Source organism: Paramesorhizobium leguminum, from assembly GCF_003217235.1.
GTDB lineage: Bacteria > Pseudomonadota > Alphaproteobacteria > Rhizobiales > Rhizobiaceae > Paramesorhizobium > Paramesorhizobium leguminum.
Genome location: NZ_QJTF01000026.1, coordinates 1 through 24,212, shown reverse-complemented (window position 1 = coordinate 24,212; position 24,212 = coordinate 1). Strand labels below are relative to the sequence as shown.

General features: G+C 59.1%; 22 protein-coding genes. 15 read left to right on the top strand and 7 right to left on the bottom strand.

The genetic code is table 11. The annotated features are described in order from the left end of the window. Positions 1-338 precede the first annotated feature (338 nt). A complete protein-coding gene (locus C7477_RS16625) occupies positions 339-3,305 on the top strand; it encodes an SEL1-like repeat protein (RefSeq protein WP_245411880.1) in 2,967 nt (988 codons plus the stop codon). A gap of 49 nt (positions 3,306-3,354) precedes the next feature. Here the strand turns inward: C7477_RS16625 and C7477_RS16620 are convergent, their stop codons facing one another. Beyond that, positions 3,355-3,897: a GcrA family cell cycle regulator gene (locus tag C7477_RS16620; RefSeq protein ID WP_110754188.1), complete on the bottom strand. Its 543-nt coding sequence runs from the start codon at positions 3,895-3,897 to the stop codon at positions 3,355-3,357. Positions 3,898-4,420: 523 nt separating this feature from the next. Here C7477_RS16620 and C7477_RS16615 point away from each other — a divergent pair. From C7477_RS16615 to hemA, 10 genes are all read left to right on the top strand, one after another. Beyond that, a complete protein-coding gene (locus tag C7477_RS16615; RefSeq protein WP_110754186.1) occupies positions 4,421-5,626 on the top strand; it encodes an aspartate aminotransferase family protein in 1,206 nt (401 codons plus the stop codon). A 5-nt stretch (positions 5,627-5,631) separates the two neighbouring features. Next, positions 5,632-6,570, top strand: coding sequence for an ornithine carbamoyltransferase (gene argF / locus C7477_RS16610; protein WP_110754208.1), 939 nt, complete (start codon positions 5,632-5,634; stop codon positions 6,568-6,570). Continuing rightward, positions 6,563-7,582 (top strand): Hsp33 family molecular chaperone, encoded by a 1,020-nt coding sequence (locus tag C7477_RS16605; protein WP_110754183.1) that lies wholly within the window; start codon positions 6,563-6,565, stop codon positions 7,580-7,582. Before argF ends, C7477_RS16605 begins: the two co-directional genes overlap by 8 nt. 40 nt (positions 7,583-7,622) lie before the next feature. After that, positions 7,623-8,615: a glycosyltransferase family 2 protein gene (locus C7477_RS16600; protein WP_110754182.1), complete on the top strand. Its 993-nt coding sequence runs from the start codon at positions 7,623-7,625 to the stop codon at positions 8,613-8,615. Next, complete coding sequence (locus C7477_RS16595) at positions 8,584-9,906, top strand: O-antigen ligase family protein (RefSeq protein WP_110754180.1); 1,323 nt, start codon at positions 8,584-8,586, stop codon at positions 9,904-9,906. Before C7477_RS16600 ends, C7477_RS16595 begins: the two co-directional genes overlap by 32 nt. Before the next feature lie 94 nt (positions 9,907-10,000). Continuing rightward, entirely contained in the window at positions 10,001-10,816 is an 816-nt protein-coding gene (gene proC / locus C7477_RS16590) for a pyrroline-5-carboxylate reductase (protein ID WP_110754178.1), read from the top strand. A gap of 181 nt (positions 10,817-10,997) precedes the next feature. Beyond that, positions 10,998-11,342 carry a BRA0787 family protein gene (locus tag C7477_RS16585; protein WP_110754176.1) on the top strand — a complete coding sequence of 115 codons (345 nt, stop codon included), beginning with the start codon at positions 10,998-11,000 and terminating at the stop codon, positions 11,340-11,342. 70 nt (positions 11,343-11,412) lie between these two features. Next, positions 11,413-11,598: a hypothetical protein gene (locus C7477_RS16580; RefSeq protein WP_110754174.1), complete on the top strand. Its 186-nt coding sequence runs from the start codon at positions 11,413-11,415 to the stop codon at positions 11,596-11,598. A gap of 149 nt (positions 11,599-11,747) precedes the next feature. Beyond that, positions 11,748-12,365, top strand: coding sequence for a glycosyltransferase family 29 protein (locus C7477_RS16575; protein ID WP_110754172.1), 618 nt, complete (start codon positions 11,748-11,750; stop codon positions 12,363-12,365). 141 nt (positions 12,366-12,506) lie between these two features. Further along, positions 12,507-13,784, top strand: a complete 1,278-nt coding sequence (gene hemA, locus C7477_RS16570; protein WP_110754206.1) for a 5-aminolevulinate synthase — start codon at positions 12,507-12,509, stop codon at positions 13,782-13,784. A gap of 56 nt (positions 13,785-13,840) precedes the next feature. On the opposite strand, the gene C7477_RS16565 is transcribed toward hemA, so the two are convergent. Both C7477_RS16565 and mscL read right to left on the bottom strand, forming a co-directional pair. Next, entirely contained in the window at positions 13,841-14,917 is a 1,077-nt protein-coding gene (locus C7477_RS16565) for an AbrB family transcriptional regulator (RefSeq protein WP_181418453.1), read from the bottom strand. Between the two features lie 77 nt (positions 14,918-14,994). Next, the gene (gene mscL, locus C7477_RS16560; protein WP_110754168.1) at positions 14,995-15,417 is read right to left on the bottom strand and encodes a large conductance mechanosensitive channel protein MscL; all 423 of its coding nucleotides are present in this window, start codon (positions 15,415-15,417) and stop codon (positions 14,995-14,997) included. Positions 15,418-15,485: 68 nt separating this feature from the next. Here mscL and C7477_RS16555 point away from each other — a divergent pair, with 68 nt between their 5' ends. Then, positions 15,486-18,980 carry a PAS domain-containing hybrid sensor histidine kinase/response regulator gene (locus C7477_RS16555; protein WP_110754166.1) on the top strand — a complete coding sequence of 1,165 codons (3,495 nt, stop codon included), beginning with the start codon at positions 15,486-15,488 and terminating at the stop codon, positions 18,978-18,980. Between the two features lie 439 nt (positions 18,981-19,419). On the opposite strand, the gene C7477_RS16545 is transcribed toward C7477_RS16555, so the two are convergent. Further along, positions 19,420-20,067 (bottom strand): response regulator transcription factor, encoded by a 648-nt coding sequence (locus C7477_RS16545; protein ID WP_110754204.1) that lies wholly within the window; start codon positions 20,065-20,067, stop codon positions 19,420-19,422. Positions 20,068-20,297: 230 nt separating this feature from the next. On the opposite strand from C7477_RS16545, the gene pip reads away from it, so the two are divergent. Continuing rightward, positions 20,298-21,248, top strand: a complete 951-nt coding sequence (gene pip / locus C7477_RS16540; RefSeq protein ID WP_110754163.1) for a prolyl aminopeptidase — start codon at positions 20,298-20,300, stop codon at positions 21,246-21,248. A gap of 106 nt (positions 21,249-21,354) precedes the next feature. Here pip and C7477_RS16535 read toward each other — a convergent pair whose 3' ends face one another. Further along, positions 21,355-21,789: a hypothetical protein gene (locus tag C7477_RS16535; RefSeq protein WP_110754161.1), complete on the bottom strand. Its 435-nt coding sequence runs from the start codon at positions 21,787-21,789 to the stop codon at positions 21,355-21,357. 129 nt (positions 21,790-21,918) lie between these two features. Here C7477_RS16535 and C7477_RS16530 point away from each other — a divergent pair, with 129 nt between their 5' ends. Then, positions 21,919-22,269 carry a DUF952 domain-containing protein gene (locus tag C7477_RS16530; protein ID WP_110754159.1) on the top strand — a complete coding sequence of 117 codons (351 nt, stop codon included), beginning with the start codon at positions 21,919-21,921 and terminating at the stop codon, positions 22,267-22,269. Next, entirely contained in the window at positions 22,266-23,360 is a 1,095-nt protein-coding gene (locus C7477_RS16525) for a quinone-dependent dihydroorotate dehydrogenase (protein ID WP_110754157.1), read from the top strand. Before C7477_RS16530 ends, C7477_RS16525 begins: the two co-directional genes overlap by 4 nt. On the opposite strand, the gene C7477_RS16520 is transcribed toward C7477_RS16525, so the two are convergent. Further along, positions 23,357-23,836: a CAP domain-containing protein gene (locus tag C7477_RS16520; RefSeq protein WP_110754155.1), complete on the bottom strand. Its 480-nt coding sequence runs from the start codon at positions 23,834-23,836 to the stop codon at positions 23,357-23,359. The two genes, C7477_RS16525 and C7477_RS16520, sit on opposite strands and share 4 nt — an antisense overlap. A 30-nt stretch (positions 23,837-23,866) precedes the next feature. Next, complete coding sequence (locus C7477_RS16515; protein WP_110754153.1) at positions 23,867-24,118, bottom strand: DUF6460 domain-containing protein; 252 nt, start codon at positions 24,116-24,118, stop codon at positions 23,867-23,869. Positions 24,119-24,212: the final 94 nt, after the last annotated feature.

Below are 24,212 nucleotides of genomic sequence, written 5' to 3'. Positions count from 1 at the left end.
TATGTACTGCACAAGGCCAGCCAAGGCTGCCGTTTCCAACAGATGCCAACCATCGGAACGTAAATTCCGCTTTCGTGGCGGGCAAGTAAGCCAACCCAATCAGAACTTCACGCCTACCAGCCGCATAACGAAATCGATTCTGGAATGCAAGCGCCGCCTCCCAATTTATTTGGAGGGAACGAGATATTTTCAGTGAGGCCTTAAACAGGTTAACGGGATGTTTACCACGTTTGGACAATGGTGCTGGAAGCAGTAATCCGGGGGTGCAGATTCGTCAGTTTTCCACGGAGCGGCATCCCTTGCGGATGACGTTGAAAGTTTGCAAAGCGGGCAGTTTGATGAAGAACCAACGTTCCCCACTCGAAGACCTCAATGCGCTGCGCGCCCGCCGCATGCCTACTTCCCTGGATGCATTGAACAGAACGCTCGAAGGGCTGGAGAGCCGGCTGCAGGGTTTGCCTGACCCATCGGCGCAGCGCCCTTATTACTCGCAGAATGACGATTTCCTCGGCCGCCCGCCGCGCGGCGAATTGCATGACGAAATCGCGGAGTTGAAGCGTACGGTCCAGACACTGGCGCGCGAGGAATCGCTGCGTCGCCTCAATCATCGCTGGGATAGCCTGGACGAGCGCTTCGACACGTTCGAGCAACGCCAGAGCCGCCGCGAGACCGGCGCTGACCCAGTGCCCCCGGCGTTCATGCGGCAGATGGACGAGCGGCTGGATGAGATCAGCCGGGCGATCCTCTCTTCCAACATGTCCCGCCGGTCTGACGGGGACGAAGACGAGCGCCTTGCACGCATCGAGGCGCGGCTGGCGGACCTGGCCCATCATATTGAGGCCGCGGAGACGCGCGCCGCCATACCCGCCCCAGCCTTCCTCCGGGAGATCGATCGCCATTTCGAGGATCTGACGCAGCGACTCGACGATCATGTGGCGAGCAGCATCCATGACGCGCGGCTGATCGAAAATCTCGAAAACCGGCTTGAGGATATTTCGCAGCAGCTTTCGGTCAACACGGCTGCACAATCCGCCATGCATACATTTCCGGCGCATGAAGTTTTCCGCAATCTCGAAGCACAGATGACGCAGATTGCCCGTCGTCTGGCCGAGCCCAACCCACGTATACCGGTGCTGGAGAACAGGCTCGAAACTGTTGAAAAATCGCTCAAGTCCAATCGCGATGTCATGCTGGACGCCGCGCGCGAAGCGGCCGAGGACGCGATCCGCCATGTGATGAAGAACGGCTCGGCAGGAGATGCGGCAATAGCGCGCCAACTCGCCGAGGATCTGAAAGCCCTTGAGCAGCTCGCTCGCGTTTCTGACGAGCGTAGCACCAGAACATTCGACAGCATCCACGATACTTTGGTGAAGATCGTCGACAGGCTGGGACAGATCGAACAGGAAGTGGCCAAGCCGGGTAAAAGGGCAGCCACACATGACGCTCCGATAGAATTGCCCCGGAAGAACGGGCTCGCAGGCGCATCCTCCTCTTACCTCGATCGTGAATCGGCTGCCATGTCGCGATCGCCCGCGGCGGCTGCGGCCGAGGCGGCGCTCGCCGCCATCAGGATCGACGGACAAGCCGCACCAAAGGCGACCGACGACCGTAAATCCTCGGTATTCGGCGGCCTGGCGAAAGCCATCAAAGGCAAGGGCAGGAACGACGGGATCGCTGAAAGGGCCCTGGGCACACAGAACATGGGCACGCAGAAAGCGGAGCCGGGTTTCGCGTCTGCCTCCCCAATGGGCCATATCGCCGAACCACTCGACGCAGCCGATATCAAGCTTGCCAACCAGCCGCTCGAACCGGGCACGGGCCTGCCGGACCTCAATACCATCCTCAAGCGAGTGCGCGACGAGCGTCGCGAGCACGGCGGTGACGTGAACGGCGAAGCCGGCAAGGCGGATTATATCATCGCCGCGCGCCGGGCAGCGCAGGCGGCGGCGGCAGAATCCGAACGGCTGAAGAAAATCAGCGAAAAGTCCCGAACGGCAAAAAGGCGCCCGGCAGGCGGCAATGGCGGCGGCATGTTGCAGCGCCAGCGCAAGCCCATTCTGATGGCGATCGGCGCGATCATGATTGCCATGGCCGGCCTGCAGGTTGGAACGGCGTTCCTTTCACAGACCGACAGGCAAGGCGATTTTGGCGATGCCGCCGATGTCACCCATACTCCGGCCCCGACGACGCTCGACACGCGCAGCACCGCAGGCGTACCGCAAACCGATACAAAATCGCAACCAGCCGCTGAGCCGCAAGCCGCGTCGCCAGCCGAACCGCCGGTGGCATCTCCTCAGGCCCCCGATTCGGTGATGCTCAATACAAGATCGGCAACCGCCGTTCGAGAAACAGTTGCGTCGATACCGGCGCCCTCCCTTCCAAAGCCTGCGATGCAGCAGGCGGAAACAAGCGCTCCACAAGCCTCCATTCCGCAAATCCCTATGGAAGCCGGTCCGGAGAGCTTGCGCGAGGCGGCGGCCAAAGGCGATCCGAAGGCACTCTTCGAAATAGGTAACCGCTATACCGACGGGCAAGGCGTGCAAAGCGATTACGCCAAGGCGGCTGAATGGTATGAACTGTCGGCGGCCAAGGGTTTTGCTCCGGCGCAGTATCGCCTCGGCAATTTCAACGAAAAGGGCTTAGGCATGCCGCGCGATACGGCCAAGGCCAAGACCTGGTACGGCCAAGCTGCCGAACAGGGCAATGCGAGCGCCATGCACAACCTCGCTGTGCTCCTGGCCATGGGGCCGGACGGCGCGCCCGACAACGAAGCCGCCGCGCGCTGGTTCGTCAAGGCGGCGGAACTTGGCGTGAAGGACAGCCAGTTCAATCTGGGCATTCTTGCCGCCAAGGGCATTGGCATGCCGCGGAATCTCGAGGAAAGCTACAAATGGTTCGCGCTTGCCGCCCATGCCGGCGACAAGGACGCGGAACAGAAGCGTGACGCAATAGCCAAGGGACTTAAGCCGGACCAACTCGACCGCGCCAAGGGAGCGGTGACGCTGTGGAAGGCCAAGCCGCTCGACGAGGCCGCCAATTCAGTTGACATGCCTGACGGCTGGGGCGAAAGCCAGACGGTGACGACCGGTTCGGTCGACATGAAAAAGGCCGTGCGCAACATCCAGCTGATCCTTTCGAAGAGCGGATATGACGCCGGCACACCCGACGGCGTAATGGGCGACAAGACCCGCCAAGCCATCTCCGCCTTCCAGAAAACGCATGGCCTGACGCCGACCGGCGAGGTCGACCAACCATTGGTAGAAGCGCTGCTAAAACAGAACCATCAGCTTTCGATGGCCCAATAGGCTGGAAACGCTTTGCCGCTGGAAACTGGCTGGCGTGGGAAAATCGACCTTACCGCGCGCGGCGACGTTCCGAGACTGGCTGGAAGGCAAGCTTCGAGTGGTAGGTGCAGTATGGGCCCGTTTCGGCGGAATCATTGCCGCAGAAATGGAAATCCTCGTTGAGCGGATCGCCGACCGGCCATTTGCAGGTCCGCTCGCTCAATTGAAGCAGTGAAAGGCGCCGCGAGATCGGCACCACCACTTCGGCCGAGGGCCTGATCACCGTATGCGCCACTGCTTCCACTGAATACTCCGCCTGCAGGGCCGTTGCACCTACGCTTTTATGAACACTTGTACGAACAACCGTCTGCTGGCTTGCGCTGCTGGTAGGCGCATTAACATTGACGCGCGCCGTGCTGTTGACGGTATTGACCTTTTTGCTGCGCGCCGGCGCCGCGGACGTTTTGCCGCGACCCGACAGCTTCAGCCGGTGTACCTTTCCGATGACGGCATTGCGGCTCACTCCACCAAGCTGCGCTGCGATCTGGCTGGCGCTGAGGCCCTCGCTCCATAATTTCTTAAGCAGTTCGACCCGCTCGTCTGTCCAGTTCATTGTCCTGGGCTCCAATTCTTAATTTCTCATCCGGAATCCATCATCTCGCCGGGGAGGGCCCGGGCAAAATTACCACATCTATCCGGATGACTAGGTCCGCCGCACGAAATCTAGTTTTTACTGGGGGGAAGCTACATTAACGGGTGACTCCATGACAAGAGTCGGGCTGCCACAGGGTTTTGGTTTTTTCGGTTTTCCCCAACTTGGGCGCCAACTGCTCGGCCTTTCGTGACTCTTTCTCCTGCACAAGAGAAAAATTATATCGAAAAGCCGTTCTTCGCCTTCGCTGCATAAGATCGAAATCGATTTGAGGGAAAAATTATGCAGCACTTAAAAGTGTTGGAGCATCTTTTTCCCGTCGAGTTGGATGCGCTGCACTCTAATTGACATTTAAGCATTCCCGCACGATATTGAAGCCACAGCCGCCCCGAGGGCGGCTTTTTGATTTCATTCGCGCGGGGCCGCGCTTGGGAAAGCGCGTTTCCTGCATCCCCGTTTTTGAGGCCAGGGAGGCCCGACCGGCATGACCCATTCGACCGTGCAACCGCTTTACGATACTTTCAATCGTGCCGCGTTGCGCTTCGAGCGAGGCGAGGGCGTCTGGCTGTTCACCGATAAGGGCGAGCGCTATCTCGATTTTGCCGCGGGCGTTGCCGTCAATTCGCTCGGCCATTCGCATCCCCATCTGGTCAATGCGCTGACATCCCAGGCCGAAAAGCTCTGGCATGTCTCCAATCTTTATGAGATTCCCGGTCAGGAGAAGCTCGGCAAGCGGCTGGTTGATGCCACTTTTGCCGACAAGGTGTTCTTCACCAATTCCGGCGCTGAGGCGATCGAATGTGCGATCAAGACCGCGCGCCGCTATCATTATGTCAATGGTCATCCCGAGCGCTATCGCATCGTCACTTTCGAAGGCGCTTTCCATGGCCGCACGCTGGCGACCATCGCGGCCGGCGGGCAGGCGAAATATCTGGAAGGTTTCGGCCCGAAGGTCGAAGGTTTCGACCAGGTGCCCTTCGGCGACGAGAAGGCCCTGAAGGCGGCGATCACGCCGGAGACGGCGGCCATCCTCATCGAGCCGGTGCAGGGCGAGGGCGGTCTGCGCGTGGCATCGGAGGATAGCCTTCGGTCGCTGCGCAAGCTTTGCGACGAGAATGGCCTGCTTCTTATCCTCGACGAGGTGCAGAGTGGCGTCGGCCGCACCGGCAAGCTCTTCGCCCATGAGTGGGCAGGCATCACGCCCGACATTGTCGCCATCGCAAAGGGCATCGGCGGCGGCTTTCCGATGGGCGCCTGCCTTGCGACCGCCGAAGCAGCCAAAGGCATGACATCAGGTGTGCACGGCACTACGTTTGGTGGCAATCCGCTGGCCATGGCGGTAGGCAATGCCGTGCTGGATTTGATCCTGGCCGATGGCTTTCTGGAGCATGTGCGCGATATCTCGCTCCTCTTCAAGCAGGGCCTTGCATCGATCGCCGATCGTTATCCCGATGTCGTGGCGGAGGTGCGCGGTCGTGGCCTCCTGACGGGCATCAAATGCGTGGTGCCCAACACGGAATTCGTGCAGGCACTGCACGACGAGCATCTTTTAAGCGTCGCCGCCGGTGACAATGCGGTCCGCCTTTTGCCGCCGCTGATCATCACGGAGGATGAGGCGCGTCAGGGGCTCGCCCGCATCGAGGCCGCCTGCGAACGGCTTGTCGCCGCCAACAAGCAGAAACTGGCGTGAGCGACATGGCGAGCAAGCACGATTTGAGACATTTCACCGATCTCTCCGCCGTCTCCGCTGAGGAACTGCGGCGCATTCTCGATGACGCCCGCGTGCGGAAAACGCGCCTCAAGGCGGGCGAGATCGAAAAGCCATTTGCCGGAAAAGTGCTGGCGATGATCTTCGACAAGCCGTCGACGCGCACACGCGTGTCGTTCGATGTCGCGATGCGCCAGCTTGGCGGCGAGACGATCATGCTGACCGGGTCTGAGATGCAGCTTGGCCGCAGCGAAACCATCGCCGATACGGCGAAGGTGCTGTCGCGCTATGTCGATATCATCATGATCCGCACAACCACGCACGATCGCATGATGGAACTGGCCGAAAACGCCACCGTTCCCGTCATCAACGGCCTGACCGATGATACGCACCCATGCCAGATCATGGCCGACGTCATGACCTATGAGGAGCATCGCGGGCCGGTCAAGGGACGCACCTTTGCCTGGATGGGCGATGGCAACAATGTGCTCCATTCACTGGTCGAGGCTTCCGCCCGGTTCGATTTCAACCTGAATATCGCGACGCCTGAGGGCAGCGAGCCGCAAGGCAGCTATCTCGATTGGGCCAAGGCGCATGGCGGCCGGATCATGTCCACCGTCGATCCGGTCAAGGCCGCATCAGGCGCCGATTGCATCGTTACCGATACCTGGGTCTCGATGGGTCAGGAGGACCGCGCGCGCGGTCATAATGTTTTCATGCCCTATCAGGTCAATCAGCGCCTGATGGATCATGCCAATCCCGATGCGCTGTTCATGCATTGCCTGCCCGCCCATCGCGGGGAGGAAGTGACCGACGATGTGATCGATGGGCCTCATTCGGTTGTGTTCGACGAGGCGGAAAACCGTCTTCACGCGCAAAAGGCCATTCTGGCATGGTGTCTTGAAGGAACTGACCGGCATGGTTGATATTCATGGCGGTAAGGACGATGCGGGCAGGGCCACGCTCGGCGATTTCCACTTCGCCGGTGATGATGCCGTCGTCCCGTTCCAGGTCGAGGCGCTGGATGCGCGCGGCCGGGCCGTGCAGCTGGGGTCGGTCCTCAACACGATTCTTGACCGGCATGATTACCCGGACGAGGTAGCCCGGCTTCTGGCAGAGGCCATCGTATTGACCGTACTGCTCGGTACGTCGTTGAAATTCGAGGGCAAATTCATCTTCCAGACCCAGTCGGACGGTCCGGTCGATATGCTGGTGGTCGATTTTCGCACGCCGAAATCCGTGCGCGCCTATGCGCGCTACGATGAGGAAAGGCTGGCGGAGGCGATCGATGCAGGCGAAACTTCGCCGGAAGAGCTTCTGGGGCGCGGCACGCTGGCCCTCACCATCGATCAGGGCGTCTATACGCAGCGCTATCAGGGCATTGTCGCCCTCGATGGCTCCAGTCTTGAGGATATTGCCCGCACCTATTTCCGCCAGTCGGAGCAGATCCCAACCGATCTGCGCCTGTCCGTCGCCAAGCTCGTTGAGCGCAAGAACGGCAAGCCGGTTGAGCAATGGCGCGCCGGGGGACTGATGGTGCAGTTCCTGCCCGAATCCGAAATCCGCATGCGCCAGCGGGATCTGCCCGGCGGCGATGCGCCCGATGGTGATGAGGATGGTGACGAGGCCAATTTCGACGACGACTGGCTGGAAGTGAAATCGCTGGTCGGCACTATCGAAAGCTCGGAACTGACCGACCCGCAGGTCGGTACTGAACGGCTGCTTTACCGCCTCTTCCATGAGCGCGGCGTGCGCGTGTTCGAGCCCGTGCCGGTTATCGACGATTGTTCCTGCTCGCGTGAGAAAATCCACAACGTCCTCTCCGGCTTCACCGCCGAGGAGATCGACGACAGCATCGAAGACGGCAAGATTGCCGTCACCTGCGAATTCTGCTCCACGCTTTATGTATTCGATCCGAAGGAATTCGAAAAGAAATAGAGGGTTCTCTTAGCGAGATGTCGATGTAGGACTGGCCGGAATGCAGCAATTGCCTGACAATATCACGGTCCTTGTCCAATCGCCGCAATTGCGTTGCGATGAGATCGAGGTGGTGGTGACGATCCCGACATTTCGCCGCCCGGAACATCTTCTCGAAACGCTTCATTCCGTCAAAGCCCAAGTGACGGAACGGCGCTTCGCCATCATTGTCATGGAAAACGAGGCGGAGGAGCGGGAAGGGGCGAGGGCCGCCCGCGCGCGCTTCGAGGATGGGACATTCGAAGGGCTATTGCTCCTCGCTCGCGACCGTGGCAATTGCAACGCGTACAATGCCGGCTGGCTGGCGGCGCTTGAGTATTTCCCGCGATTTTCTTCGCTTATCGTCATAGATGATGATGAAATTGCCGATCCGTACTGGCTGGAAAACATGGCCAAAGCGAAAGATGCCTATTCCGCGGATGTGGTCGGCGGCCCGCAGATACCGGTGTTCGCGCATCTGAGCCAGGAAAAATGGGCATCGCATCCGATCTTTGCTCCGCCATATAACCGCAGCGGTCCGGTGCCGGCGCTTTATTCCTCCGGCAATCTCTTGGTATCCCGGCAGGTGCTGGAGACGATGCCTTATCCCTTTCTCGATCCTATGTTCAATTTCATGGGAGGCGGCGATTCGGATTTTATCAGCCGGAGTGTGGACCACGGTTTTCGCACCGCCTGGTGCGCGGAGGCGCTTATCCTTGAAACCATTCCCAGCCGTCGCCTTGAGCGCGAATGGATCAGGGCGCGAGGCTTGCGCAATGGCGTGATTTCAACGCTTGTGGAGAAGCGCAAGCGCGCCGGAAAGCCATTCGGCGGGCTCAGCATCATCCTGAAAAGCCTGGTGCTCCTGGCGTTCTCGCCTTTCAAGGCGGTCGCCAAAACGTTAAAGTCAGGCTCGCCGGCCGCCGGCCTCTACTATATCCATGTCGGCCTTGGCCGGGTTCTGGCCGAATTCGGATATGCCAATGAGCAATATCGCCAGCCTGAGAAAAACTGACAACGGCATGCAATCAGCCGTTTCCATGCGACCCGTCATTTCTATACGGATGGTGGCGGCTTTGCTCGCAGCGTTGATCCTGTCGCTGCTGCTGATCTCGTTCCGCCCCTATTTTCCGGAGGGCACGGATAAGGAAAGCGGCGATCTTGCCAATCAGCTCGGCTTTAGCGGGCTTGGCGTCATCAGTGTCCTTTCGGTGCTGATGCTGGCGAAACCGCGCACCGTTGCGGCGATGGCGAGCCCGCTATGGCTGGTGATGCTCGGCTTCGTGGTCTTTTCCGCGTTGATTTCGCCTAACCCCCCGTTGGCATTGCGTGCCGTGGCATTCACGTTCATCGCCATGATTTCCATCATATCCGTGCTCTGCCTGCCGCGCGGAGGCGACGGCTTTTCGCTTGTTTTTACACTTTCGGCGACTGTGGTGCTTATTCTCTCCTATGGAGGGATTGTGCTCATACCCAATCTGGCGACGCATGGATTTGACGCCCTGGAGCCGCAGAATTCCTATCTCTGGCGTGGTGTCTTCTCGCATAAGAACGTGGCGGCCCCGGTCATGGCGGCGTTCTTCTTCGCCGGCATTTATCTGATAAGGCGGCGCTGGTTTCTCTCGGGCGCGCTCATAGCCCTTGCTGCACTCGTCTTTGTCGGCGGCGCTGGATCGAAAACTACGGCCGCACTCGTGCCGCTTGTCGCGGCGCTGATAGGTGTGCCCGGCATCTTCGGCTTGAGACCGATTGCTGCGGCAATGGTCCTGATGACGCAAATCGGCTTTTTCTTTCTGACGCTCGGCGTGGTACTTTTTCAACCGATCGCACACATATCCCAGGACTATCTTCCTGAGCCATCCTTTACCGGACGCAGCTCGATCTGGCGCTTCGCGTTGGAAATGCTGGAAAAAAAACCATGGACCGGTTATGGGCTGGGGGGCTTCTGGTCGACGCCGGCTGTTCAATATTCAGCGCGGCCCTATTATCTCGAATGGGACGTGCGCGGCATCGTACATGCACACAATGGTTATCTCGACATCGCGGTGATGATGGGAATTCCGGCGGCCATCTGCGCCGTCATTGTTATCATCCTCCTGCCGCTCATCGATTATATCCGTTGCCGGCGCAATCGCGAGAATGTGCTGCTGGCCGACTTTTTCATGATGGTGCTGACATTTTCGACGCTCAATGCCTTTCTTGAGAGTTTCTTCTTCCAGCGCGCCGACCCGGTCTGGTTGATGCTGGTGCTCGCCATTTTCGGGTTGCGCATGACGGCTCGAGTAACGTTAGTAAGCAGGGAATAGTGAGCAGTGAGCAGTGAGCAGTGAGCAGAAAGTCTCGGCTCACTGCTCACTGCTCACTGTTCACCGTTCACTACTCACATTTGGAGACAAGTTTATGAGCGATCGCGTTGTTCTGGTCGGATGCGGCAATATGGGTTTTGCCATGCTGAAGGGCTGGCTCGATTCCGGCGCGCTTGAACCGCAAGCTATCCATGTAGTGGAGCCGGCGGCGATGCTGCGGCAACGCGCGGGTGAGCTTGGTGTTCACACCGTGGCCGAAGCGGGCGAGCTTTCGGCTGACCTTAATCCCCGCATGGTACTGATAGCGGTGAAGCCGCAGGCCATGGCGCAAGTTCTACCCGCCTATACGCGTTTCGCGGGAGACGTGACGTTTGTCAGCGTTGCGGCCGGAATTCCCGTCGCGCTTTTCGAAAAGCACCTGGGCGACAAAGCCGCAATCATGCGCGTTATGCCGAACACGCCTGCCGCCATCGGCAAGGGAATGCTGGTCGTCTACAGGAATGCCCATGTTACGGACGCAAATGCTGTCTTCATCAACGGGCTCTTGAAGACCAGCGGCGAGGTCGCGAGCATTGCTGACGAAAGCCTGATGGATGCGGTGACGGCCATTTCGGGTTCCGGCCCTGCTTATGTCTTTCATTTCATCGAATGCCTGACGGACGCCGGCGTCACCGTCGGGCTCGATCGTGATTTGGCCGCGCTGTTGGCCATGCAGACCGTCTATGGTGCGGGCGCCCTGGCGGCCCAAAGCCATGAAAGCCCCACAAAGCTGCGTGAGCAGGTAACGAGCCCGAACGGCACGACGGCGGCAGCCCTTGACGTATTGATGAGCGAAGACAGGCTGGAAGATCTCATTACCAAAGCTGTGGAAGCAGCAAAGAAGCGCTCAGTGGAACTTGGTAAAGCTTGAATTAATTTTTCTTTCCTACAATATAGAGAAAGCCGCGTGATCTTTTCCAAAAAGCTGGGCTTATTTGGGTTGTGCTGCGGAGCAGATTTTCTGGCATATCGTTATAGTGCTTGTTGGCAATCCCATCGCCGGTAGCCGCGTGTATGGCTATGGGTGAATTCAACGAAGAGAGGAAACAGACATGGCGAGTTTGCTACCCCCGCTTCATGAAGGTCATGCGCCGATTTATCTGCACAACGCGTTTCAGGATGCGATCGACGCTTTTGAAGACTGGATAGCAGGCACCGATGAGCCTGCCGTCGATGTCAACGGCAAGCATACGCGCATCAGCGTTATCTTTCGCCGGCTGTGGAGTTGCACGGATACGGTGCCGATGCGCACGCTCGATGCATTGCGCCATCTCGCGCCGGCGGAACGGCTGGAGCCCAGCGTGACCAATGGCCCAACCTATGCACAGGCCGCGCGCGCCATGCGGGCGCTTTGCGAGGAACGGCTGAGACGGAAATTGGGCGGAAAGCCCAAATAGCATTTCTTGATTTTCCGGCATGGAATCCTAGTCTAATATAGATAATCACAGCAACCAGAGGAGAATTCCTATGGAAGGACAAGTTGTATTCTATAAAGATGACAGGATTTTATATCGGCACAAAATAGAAATGCGCGACGATGGCTTTTCCAAAGGCGTCAATGACGCGATAATTGCATTCCAGCGCAATTATTCAGGCTTCGATCTTGCCGATGACAACATCAATATTCGCGTGACAAAGCCGGGGATTGCCTGATCCAGCGTTTCCCGCACCGGGTGGCGGCGTCGAAATATGCGCCGCCGCGATATCGCCGCAAATTTTATCCACTGAATATTTCAGCATTGTCATAATGGCAGGGGCATTCTTCAATCACTGAGAGGGGGATTTTCGGGGACCGGACGTCCATGTCTCTTTCCGCCAAGCGCCTCATCATCGTCGGGAATGGTGACCTGTCTCGCGATCTTTCGGCCGAGATCGACGCGGCTCAATTCGTTCTCCGCTTCAACGAACCGAAAGCCGGCATGAGCGGCACACGCACAGACCTTCTGATGATGATCAACTCCAGCAAGCAGATGCAGAAGTGGCTGCAAGAGTCCGACTTCGTCCACTCGCCCTTCTTCGTCGCGGCGCGGGAGATCATGCTGGTTCATCACCCCTTGATCATCAGGAAGTATTGTGTCCAGCCGAACGTTCTTTCTCGCCTGAAAGGCCGGCGCACCGATTGGACCTGGGCCGCAATCAACATTCTGGGCAGCGCCGGCAAGGAAATTCGGATCATGCCGCCGCAAGATTATATCGACGGATGCCGGGAGCTTGGAATACCTGAAGATAAAATGCACGAAGTATTTCCAAGCACAGGGTTTTTAGGTATCAGGTATATACTTAAAAATTTCTCCAAAAACGACTGGGATATAAAGCTATGCGGCTTCGGCTGGGAGGGATGGAAGCGCCATGCTTGGGCGGACGAGCGGCGCTGGGTTTCGGGCAAGATCGAAGAGGGATTGCTTTCCATCCTCGACTAAACTTCTCCCAAACTGCTCCTCGCGAAAATTTGCGCGCGATCAAGGCATCCTGTTACCGCCCGTGGCAAATTGCCCCCAATCCCGGCGTGGACGCCAAAGGGCAAAAACGGTAGGAGAAAGATGGAATTTCAGGAGCGCTTGATGGACTATCGCCGTTTTTTCGAGGATGCGATCGACCAGTTGCACGCCGAGAAGCGTTATCGCGTCTTTGCCGATCTGGAACGTATCGTTGGCCGGTTTCCCCGTGCGCTGTGGCGCGCCAACGGAACCGCCCGCGAGATCACCGTATGGTGCTCCAACGATTATCTCGGCATGGGCCAGCACCCCGATGTGATCTCGGCGCTCTGCGATGCCGCCGGGCAACTCGGTTCAGGGGCGGGCGGTACGCGCAACATTTCGGGTAATAACCATCCGCTCGTCGAACTCGAAGCCGAGCTTGCCGATTTGCACGGCAAGGAAGCGGGTCTCGTCTTCACCTCCGGCTTCGTCTCCAATGAGGCGGCGATCTCCACCATCGGCAGGCTCCTGCCCGATTGCCTGATCCTTTCCGATGAATTGAACCACGCCTCAATGATCGAGGGCGTGCGCCGCTCGGGCGCGGAAAAGAAGATTTTCCGGCACAATGATGTCGAGCATCTGGAAAGCCTGCTCAAGGCGGCCGGCAAGAGCCGCGCCAAGATCATCGTGTTCGAGTCCGTCTATTCAATGGATGGCGATATCGCGCCGATCGAGAAGATCGCCGATCTCGCCGACGAATATAACGCCATGACCTATATCGACGAGGTCCACGCGGTCGGCATGTATGGCACACGCGGCGGCGGCATCACCGATCGCGACGGCCTCGCCGATCGCATCGATATTATCGAGGGCACGCTCGCCAAGGCATTCGGCGCGCTCGGCGGCTATATCACCGGCGCGCGATCCGTCATCGACGCGGTGCGATCCTATGCGCCGGGCTTCATCTTCACCACAGCTTTGCCGCCCGCGATCGCTGCAGCAGCAACAGCCTCGATCCGGCACTTAAAAACCTCGCAGGAAGAGCGCCGTCAGCATCAGCGCCAGGCGCAGATGGCCAAGGACGTGCTGGCGGTCGCCGGTCTGCCCGTCATGCCCTCGCAGACGCATATCGTGCCTATCCTGGTAGGCGATCCGGAGCTCTGCAAAATGGCGAGCGACCGGCTGCTTGAAGTCCACGGGATCTATATCCAGCCGATCAACTACCCCACGGTACCCCGGGGCACGGAACGCCTACGCATCACGCCGACGCCGTTTCACGACGATACGCTGGTATTCGAACTGAGGGATGCGCTGCTCGAAGTTTGGGATGCACTCGGGATTCCGCTTATAGAAACCAGCGCTCCCGCTATCGTCAAATCGGATCGGGTGGTTCCGCTGATGGTTTCCAAGGCGGGGGGATGAAAGTTAGCGAGACAGTGATCAGTGAACAAGTGTTCCTTCTGCTCACTGCTCACTGCTCACTGCTCACTACTCCCTTTTCCATTCAGCCACTTCGCGACAAACGGCACCGTCACTGCAATCATGATGAAGCGCGCCACATGATGCGAGGCGACATAGGCCGGATCGACGCCGAGTGAAAAGGCGATGACGGTCAATGCTTCAAGCGCGCCCGGCGCGAATGCAAGCGCGATCTGGGCCGGATGGAGATCGAACATCAGCCAGACCATCGCCCCGGTGGCGAATGCCGCTGATGTGCCGACGATGAAGGCGAGAAGCGCCGCCGGCAGATAGTGCAGGATTTGCCGGCGATGGCTCGCATTGACGCGCGAGCCGATCAGCACACCCAGCACGATGGTGCCTACATCGGAAAGCCCGCGCGGCAGGCTGGCTTCCACCATCGATGTCCCGTGCAGAACGGCGCTCGCAAGCAGCGCGCCAAGCATCATGCCACCCGGAAGGCGGCTATAATGGCCGATGACCGCGCCGGCTAACCCGCCTGCGAAGAGAATGGTGGCGGCTTCGAGCGTCAGTTCATGCGCTGCCGTTAAATCCACATGCGGCGCAGTGCGGCCAAGCACCGCGAGAAGCGGCGCGAGAAATCCTATCAGCAGCAAAAGGCGTGTCGCCTGGATAATGGTGATCCGGGTCAGGTCAGCGCGGGTATCGCTTGCCGCCGCGAGCACGAAGGAGAGCGCGCCCGGAATGGCGGAGAAGAGCGCTGTCTGGCCATCCCAGCCGAAGCCCTTGCGCAGGAGTAGATAGGTCAGCCCGGTCACCGCAAAGAGCATGACGAATAGAAGGGCGAAGCTCCCCGGCCATGACGCCAACTGCCCCAACGTATCGGGCCGCACGCCGGACCCTGCCTGAAGGCCCAGCATGAAGAAGACGATATTGCGCAGCCAATCCGGCAGATAGATGCGGACGCCTGAAAGCGATGCGGTCGTTACCGCAATGACCGACCCCAGCAGAAACGGGATAGGAAGGCCGACCCAGAACGCCAGCAGCGCGCCAACCGCGGCGATGGCAAGCGACACGGCCATGGCATAGGCTTTGGACCAGAGATCGTCATTCGGTTCTAAAATTTGCTGGTTCATTTGGCCGTTTCCCATGATCTGCGGCGCGTTCACCGTCATCCTCGGGACGAGCCCGAGGATGACGGTGAGAGGGGTGATCACTTTTCCTGCTGCTTGGCGAGCAGATCGCGGATTTCAGTCAGGAGCACCTGATCGCGCGGCATTTCCGGTTCCGGCGCGGGCGCCGCTTCCTCTCTTCTCTTCAGGCGGTTCATTCCCTTGACCACCAGGAACAACACAGCCGCGACAATCAGGAAATTGATGAAAAGCGTGAGGAAATGCCCATAGGCGATGGTCGCCCCCGCTTCACGCGCCGCGCCGAGCGTCGCCTTCGGATCGCCCGCGAGCTGGACGAACATGTTGGAAAAATCGATGCCGCCGGTGACGAAGCCGATGACCGGGGTGATGAAATCAGCGACGATTGAATTGACCAGCCCGCCGAAGGCGCTGCCGATGATGACGCCGATGGCCAGATCGACCATGTTTCCCTTCAGGGCAAATTCCTTGAATTCCTTAAGCATGGTATTGTCTCCCATTCTTTTGAGAAAAGCTTCTAAACAGGAAGCTGCCGGGGAAAAAGAGGGAAACCGTGCAGGGTTGGGGAATTATCGGCATTGCCTTTCTTTACCTGCTCCTGCTTTTCGGGGTGGCGAGCATGGGCGACCGGCGCGCGCAGCGCTGGGGAACGGAGCCGCGCCCCTATATCTACGCGCTCAGCCTCGCCGTCTATTGCACGTCGTGGACCTTTTTCGGCTCCGTCGGGGTGGCGGCGGAACGAGGGCTGGAGTTTCTCGGCATTTATATCGGCCCGATCCTCGTTTTCACGCTCGGCAACAAGCTGGTGCGCCATATCGTGCGGCTGGCGAAGGCGGAGCGCATCACCTCGATCGCCGATTTCCTCGCCGCCCGCTACGGCAAGAGCTTCGCCGTCGCCTCGATCGCCACCATTATCGCGACGATTGGAGCGCTGCCCTATATCGCGCTGCAATTGAAGGCGGTATCCGGCAGCGTTGACCTGATCGTCGCGCATTACGGCCAATCGTTCGATCCAATCGGCTATATCTTCAGTGACGTTTCGCTTCCCGTGGCCTGCGTTCTCGCGCTTTTCGCCATCCTGTTCGGCACCCGGCATACCGACGCCACGGAGCATCAGGACGGGCTTATTCTTGCGGTGGCGCTCGAATCCGTCATCAAGCTATGCGCCTTCCTGGCAGTCGGCTTTGTCTGCACATTCTACCTGTTCGGCAATTTTTCCATACTCATGGAGACCGTCACGCGCAATGAAGCGGCGTCGCACGCACTGAACTACCGCACTTCCACCGGGACATGGCTCGTGCAGACGGTGCTCAGTGCTATCGCCATCCTGATGCTGCCGCGCCAGTTCCATGTGGCCGTGGTGGAAAACCGGAGCGAGCGGGAACTCGGCACCGCGGCGTGGCTCTTCCCCGCCTATCTCGTGCTCATCAACCTCTTCGTGCTGCCCATCGCGCTTGCCGGGGTGGTGACGCTAGGTCCCAACACCAATGCCGACCTCTACGTGCTGGCGCTGCCGCTTGCCGCGGATTCTCACCTGCTGGCGCTCATTGCCTTCGTCGGCGGGCTTTCGGCGGCCACCGCCATGGTCATCGTCGCCTGCGTGGCGCTTTCGGTGATGATCTCCAACCATTTGTTGCTGCCGCTCTTCATCAAGCACTTCATCCAAAATCAGGATGCTGAACCCCAGGATCTGACGCGCGTTATCCTTTATACGCGCCGCGCAACGATCATTGGCATCCTCTTTATTTCCTTCATTTATTATCGCGAGACTGCGGACAATATCCGCCTGTCGTCCATCGGCCTGATCTCATTCGCCGCGATTGCCCAGTTCGCCCCCGCCTTTCTGGGTGGGCTCATCTGGCGCGGGGCGAATGCGCGCGGCGCTGTCGCGGGTATGGCGAGTGGCTTCGCGGTCTGGGCCTATACGCTGCTTTTGCCCACGCTTGCCCCGCCCGGCGCCGCCATATTGCGCGAGGGGCTGCTAGGCATCGCCGCGCTTCGCCCGCAGGCCTTGTTCGGGACGGATGCCTTTCCACTGACCAACGGCGTGATCTGGAGCCTCGCCATCAACACGGCCTTCTATGTGCTTGGCTCGCTTTCTCGAAAGGCCACGCCGCTCGAACGCATCCAGGCGACGGCCTTCATGCCGCGCGAGATCATGACCGTCCCGACGCTCCGCCGGTTCCGCACGACGGTGACGGTAGACGAATTGAAGGCGACGATCGCGCGCTATCTCGGTGCGGAGCGGATGGAGCGCTCGTTCCGCAGCTTCGAGCTACGGGAGAACCGCAAACTCGTGGGCAGCGCGCCCGCAGACATGGCAACCATCCGATATGCAGAACGATTGCTCGGCAGCGCGGTGGGCTCTTCTTCCTCCCGCCTCGTCCTCTCGCTGCTCCTGCAACGTAACGACAGCTCGACGCGTGGCGCCTTGCGCCTGCTCGACGATGCGTCAGAGGCGCTGCAACAGAACCGTGGCCTGCTGCAGATCGCGCTCGACCAGATGGAACAGGGCATCACGGTGTTCGACAAGGATTTCCGGCTCACCTGCTGGAACCGGCGGTTCCGCCTGCTCGCCGATTTGCCGGATGAATTCGGCCAGGTGGGGATTCCGTTCTCGGAAATTATTGATTATCTCTCCCGCCGCGGCGATGTTCCCATAGGAAATATCGCCAATATCATGCGCAATTTCACCACCTTCCGGCAGCCATGGCGCATCGAGTTGAAATCGAGCGGCCGCATCCTCGAAATCCGCTCCAACCCGATGCCCGATGGCGGGATCGTTGCCACCTATACCGATATCACCATTGCCGTCGAGGCGGCCAATGCGCTGAAAAAAATCAATGAAACGCTGGAGCAGCGGGTGACGGAGCGGACAGTGGAGCTTACCCATGTCAACAGTGAGCTTGCCAAAGCCCGTGCCGTGGCGGAAGAGGCCAATCTCGGCAAGACGCGGTTTCTAGCGGCGGTGGGCCACGATATCCTCCAACCGCTCAATGCCGCACGGCTCTATAGCTCCGCGCTAACGGAACGGCTGCAGGCTTCGGACGAAGGGAACCTGACGCGCAACATCGATTCATCGCTGGAATCGGTCGAGGCCATTCTTGGCGCGGTGCTGGATATCTCCCGCCTCGATACGGGTGCGCTCAAGCCGCATGTCTCCATTTTCCGGCTCGATGAATTGATGAAGCAGATCGCCACGGATTTCGCTCCCCTCGCCAGACAAAAAGGCCTGCGCCTGCGCGTCGTGCCGAGCAGCGTCGCGGTCGAGACCGACCGTAACCTGCTGCGCCGGCTCGTGCAGAATCTCGTCTCAAACGCAATCAAATACAGCCGCAGCGGCAGCGTGCTTCTGGGCGCAAGACGGCGTGGCAGAGCGCTGGAGCTGCAAGTGCTCGATAGCGGTATCGGCATTCCGGCGGACAAGCTCGAAATCGTCTTTCGCGAGTTCACCCGGCTTGATGAAGGAGCGAGAGAAGCAGAAGGGTTGGGGCTGGGCCTCTCCATCGTTGACCGCATCGCGCGGGTACTTGCCCTGCCGCTGGATCTCACATCCGTGCCGGGCAGGGGGACGGTCTTTTCGGTGAAACTTTCCCCCGCTCAACACCCGATGCCGGCAGAAGGGCCCCAAGAACAGTCCTTGCCCTATCGCACGAATGAACTGAAAGGCACCAGCGTTCTCGTCATCGACAATGACGAGCGCATCCTCTCAGGCATGAAGCTACTGCTTACCGGCTGGGGCTGCCGCGTGGCGGCAGTGCGGGGAAGTGCGGAACTGGAGGCCTTGTACTTGGAGGGAGCCTTCGCGCCCGATATAGTCCTCGCCGATTATCACCTCAATGACGAAAGCGGCCTCGACCTGATCGGTCAGGTTTGGAAACATTTCGGCAGGAAGCTGCCGGCTGTTCTTATTACTGCCGATCGTTCGAACGAAGTGCGCCTGTTGGCCGATGTGGAAGGAGTCACCGTGCTGCACAAGCCGCTGAAACCGGCGGCATTGCGCGCGCTGCTATCGCATTATCATGGACAGAGGCAGGCGGCGGAATAATTGCCGCCTGTCAGCGATTGAAGTAAGTATATAAGTACGATATGGCCAACCCACCTATTCCAATGGATAATGGAAGAATGACAAAGGCGAAAAGTTGCAACCCTGTCATTTCGATTTGGATCGACCGCTAAAATACTTATCGTACCCGATCCAGCCGAAGCAGGCCAGACCGACAAGGATCGGGAAAACATACCACATGAAAATCTGGATAGTCATGGTTTCAGTCTCCCAAGGATATATCTTGCCGCTAAATGTAGTCCCATAGCGGCAAAAATCCAAGCTATAATGACAAGCGCGGAGACAAATAGTCCCTGACCTGGCGTGAAATCGAATGTTTTGCCCAATACACCCACGGCAACGAACGCCGTGGACAAACGGTCCAGATTGCCAGCCATAAGTTCTATGCGTTCATTGTGTATCTGTGTCATTTCCCCACCCCTCAATTCACCATTGAGACCCCATCCCCGCCAATCTTCGCCAGCCGGATAACCGCCTGTGTGCGGCTATCGACGCCAAGCTTCTGCAACACTGCCGAGACATGGGCCTTGATTGTCGCTTCCGATACGTTCAGCTCATAGGCGATCTGCTTGTTGAGGAGACCTTCCGCCAGCATCGACAAAACGCGGGCCTGTTGCGGCGTCAGCGTGCGGATACGCTGGATCAGATCGGATATTTCGGGATCAGGCTCGTGGCCCAGATCAACCTCCTGGGGCGCCCAGATATCGCCGGCCAGAACGGCGCTGACGGCCTTTTCGATGCCTTCGATACTGGCGGATTTTGAGATGAAGCCCGAAGCGCCGAGCTCCAACGCGCGTCTGACCGTCGCGGGATCGTCCGTAGCCGAAACGATGACGACCGCCAATGCCGGGTGGATAGCCTTCAGCATGACCAGGCCCGAAAGGCCGCTTGCGCCCGGCATGGTCAAGTCGAGCAGAAGGAGATCAATGTCGGTGGCTTCAAGAACCAGCTTTTTGACCGTGTCAAAATCGCCCGCCTCGATGATATCCGCCTCGCCGGATTTTCGCGCCAGCGCCTGCCGCAGTGCCCCGCGGAACAGCGGATGATCATCGGCGATGATAAATTTCAACCTCATGACACCGCGTATTCCCCAACCGATTGCGGCAAACCCCACTTTCCGACTAGCCGGCCCCACTCTCCCGACTAACCGGCCTTGTCAGCTTTTCAAGCCGGCAAACCAAAATGAACGGATAATTCGCCGGCCAGCCCGGGTCGTGCCGCCGTCTGGCCTTATTGTGCTATAGGAATGGCCGCGATGGAAACAGCTTATTTCCGGCAAAAACAATAAAAAGGCCCTGAATGACGACGCGCAACACGCTTTATCCAGAAATTTCACCCTACCGCGACGAGATGCTGCCCGTTTCCGACCTGCATACGATCCACATCGAGGAATGCGGCAATCCCGACGGGAAGCCCGTTATCATGATCCATGGCGGACCAGGTGGCGGGATCAACCCGACAATGCGCCGCCTGCACGATCCGGAGCGCTATCGCATCATCCTGTTCGACCAGCGCGGCTGCGGCCGTTCGACGCCGCATGCGGAGCTGCGCGAAAACACCACGTGGGATCTCGTCGCCGACATGGAGCGTATTCGCGAGCATTTGGGCGTGGAGAAATGGCAGGTCTTCGGCGGCTCATGGGGATCGACGCTGGCGCTCGCCTATGCCCAGACGTATCCCACCCGCGTCAGCGAACTCATCCTGCGCGGCATTTTCATGATCCGCCGTTTCGAGATCGACTGGTTCTATTCCAACGGTGCGAGCATCGTCTATCCCGACCGTTTCGAAGCCTATCAGGAGCATATCCCGGAGGCGGAGCGCGGCGATATGATCGCCGCCTACTACAATCGCCTGACCGATCCAGACCCGCAGGTGCAGATCGAGGCGGCGCGCAAATGGGCGCGCTGGGAAGGCTCCGCCCTGTCGCTTCTGCCCAATCCCGAGCGCGAGAATTCCTTTGGCGAGGATCATTTCGCCATCGCCTTCGCCCGCATCGAATGCCATTATTTCCAGAACCGCGGCTTCTTCGACAGCGACGACCAGTTGCTGCGCGATGTCGAGCGTATTCGCCACATCCCCGGCGTGATCGTGCATGGCCGCTATGACATGTGCACGCCGTTCATCAATGCATGGCAGTTGAAAAAGGTGTGGCCGGAGGCGGACCTGCGCATCGTCGAGGACGCAGGCCATGCCGTCACCGAGCCCGGCATCGTGCATGAGCTCATAGAGGCGACACGGCGGTTTGCTTGAGTTAGGCAGTAGGGCAGTAGGGCAGTAGGGCAGAAAATATGTGCCGACGGTAAGCAGGCAATGTTATTTTTTACATACTGTCATACTGCCTTACTGCCCTATCCCCCTAAGTTCTATTGGGCACCGGATCGTTCGTTCCATCCGATCCGTTGTCGAAATTCTTCACGATATCCATGAAACGCCGGAAGAAGCGTTCCATATAGCCCATCGTCTTTTCGAATTCCTCGTCGGTGGGAAGCGCATCGCGGAGGGCGGGCGGTAGCTTGTTATAGGCCGACACCTGCTCTTCCAGCCGCTTTACGCGCGCATCCAGCGCCGCCAATTCGTCCTCATAGGCGCGGCGGTCATCCGGCGCGAGGCGGCACACCATCTGACCCGACTGGTCGGCGCAAACCGAGATATCGCCGGTCTGGGTATCGAGCCGGATATACCCCTTGTCCGTCTTTTCCATGGTGTAGCGCCCGGTTTCCTGCGCATGGGCGACTTCAGGCGCGGACAGGGCGATCACCAACAGCATGACCGGCGAACAGGCTTTCATCATCGCGATTTCTCCCGGTGTAGAACCAACATTCTCTATTATGCCGAAAAAATCAGCCAGATATGTGAAAATCGTGCGTGACGCCCGATGTTATGCTTTTCGCCCCTGATATTTCCTAATAGGAAACCAGGCATGAGCACGACGACAATCTACAAGATCGCCCCCCGCGCACTATGGCAGGCAGCCGAAGAGGCTGGCGTCTTCACCGGCGCGCCGGTCGACATAAACGATGGCTACATTCATTTTTCGACCGCACAGCATGTGCGCGAGACGGCGGCGAAGCATTTCGCCGGGCAGGACGATCTGCTTCTCGTCGCCATCGATGCGGATGTGCTGGGCGACGAGCTGAAATATGAGGCCGCGCGCGGCGGCGCGCTCTTTCCGCATCTCTATGGTGACCTGCCGCTTGCCGCCGTGCGCTGGGTAAAGCCCCTGCCCCTTGGGGCCGATGGCGCGCATCAATTTCCGGAGCTGGACGCATGAGCGGGCTTTTCGAAACCTTCGGTCGCCGCGCTCTCTTCAAGCTTGATCCCGAGCAGGCGCATGGCCTTTCCGTCGCTGCGCTGAAAAGCGGGCTCTTCTCGTGCGGGGGCGGCAATGACCCGGCGCTTGCCGTCACGGTGACGGGGCTTTCCTTCCCCAATCCGCTCGGCATGGCCGCCGGCTATGACAAGAATGCCGAAATTCCGGATGAACTCCTGAAACTCGGTTTCGGCTTTGCCGAAATAGGCACGCTGACGCCGCAACCGCAAAGCGGCAATCCGCGTCCGCGCATTTTCCGGCTTGTCGAGGATCGTGCGGTCATCAACCGTCTTGGTTTCAACAATGACGGCCATGAAGCGGCGTTTCGCAGGCTGTCAGCGCGAACCGGGAAAGCGGGCATCGTCGGCGTCAATATCGGCGCGAACAAGGATTCCGCCGATCGCATTGCCGATTATGTCACCGGAATCCGTCGGTTTTATTCCGTTGCCAGCTACTTCACCGCCAACATTTCCTCACCCAACACGCCGGGCCTGCGCGATCTGCAGGCGCGGGAGAGCCTCGGCCTGCTGCTCGCACAAGTGCTGACGGCGCGCGACGACGAGGCCGCGAAATCCGGGATCGTGCGTCCGGTTTTCCTGAAAATCGCCCCTGATCTGACCGAGGAAGGGCTGGATGATATCGCGGCGGAAGTGAAGGCGCATCCGCTCGACGGGCTGATCATTTCCAACACCACGCTGTCGCGAACCGGCTTGAAGAGCACGAGGAGCACGAGCGAAGCGGGTGGACTCTCAGGCGCGCCGCTGTTCGAGCGCTCGACAATCGTGCTCGCCAAGGTGCGCCAGAAAGTCGGCCCTGAATTGCCGATCATCGGCGTCGGCGGCATCGATAGCGCCGATACGGCGCTCGCCAAGATCAGGGCCGGCGCGGACCTTGTCCAGCTTTATACCGGCCTCGTCTATCGCGGCCCCGGATTGCCGGGCGAGATCGTCAAAGGCATGTCGGAGCGATTGAGACGCGACGGCGTGAAGAGCATTCGCGACTTGCGTGACCGCGACACGACGCACTGGGCGGCGAAGGCCATCCCGGCTTAAACCCCCAGTTCCATCGCCCAATAGATATAGCGCGGCTTGGCTTCGGGCGTCGCCCAAGCGAGGCCGTAGTGATAAAAATCCGGATCGAGCATATTCTTGCGATGGCCGGGAGAGTTCATCCACGCCTCGAAAACCGCCGCCGTATTGCGCTGACCGGCGGCGACGTTTTCCGCCGCGGGACCATGAATGCCGAACTGACGAAGCCGTGAGACGAAATCATTGCCCCAGCCGACACTATGGCCGATCTTGTCATAGCTCGCCATGCGCTTCGCCTGATATAGCGCGGCCTTTTCGAGCTTCGGCTCGGTCGCGAGTAACGGCAGCCCATGCTGCTTGCGGATTATATTGAAAAGCGCGGTCGGGTCTTCCGCCGCAATGGCCTCATTTGCGAGCGGTGCGGCGGAAAGAACCATCGCACCCGCCAGCGTCAGGAAATTCCGCCGGTTCACGGCGAAACCGGAATTCTCTATCGTCATCGTGCTCTCAGATTACCCCAAATGGACAGATCAGCGTCGATAGCTCGCGATCCTGAGCAAAATGAAGGCGGGGATGACGATTGCCGCGCCCAGTAGCAGATAATTGATGAAGTCTCCGAACGCGGAGAAGCCCATATTCCAGAGCTGCAGAAAGAAGCCGCGGATGCCCCACAATATATCATAGGGCGACCAGTCGAAGGCGTGCATGATCACACCAACGACCAGCGACACCAGAACAAGCTTCACGATAACGCGGGCAGGCGTATCGCCTAGATGTTTGATCCCAGACTTTAATGGTGCATTCTTTTCTCAGGAATGGAAGGAATCATTATGGGCCAGTTTCTCCATGGGAGCGCCACGACGACTGAGGCAGTCC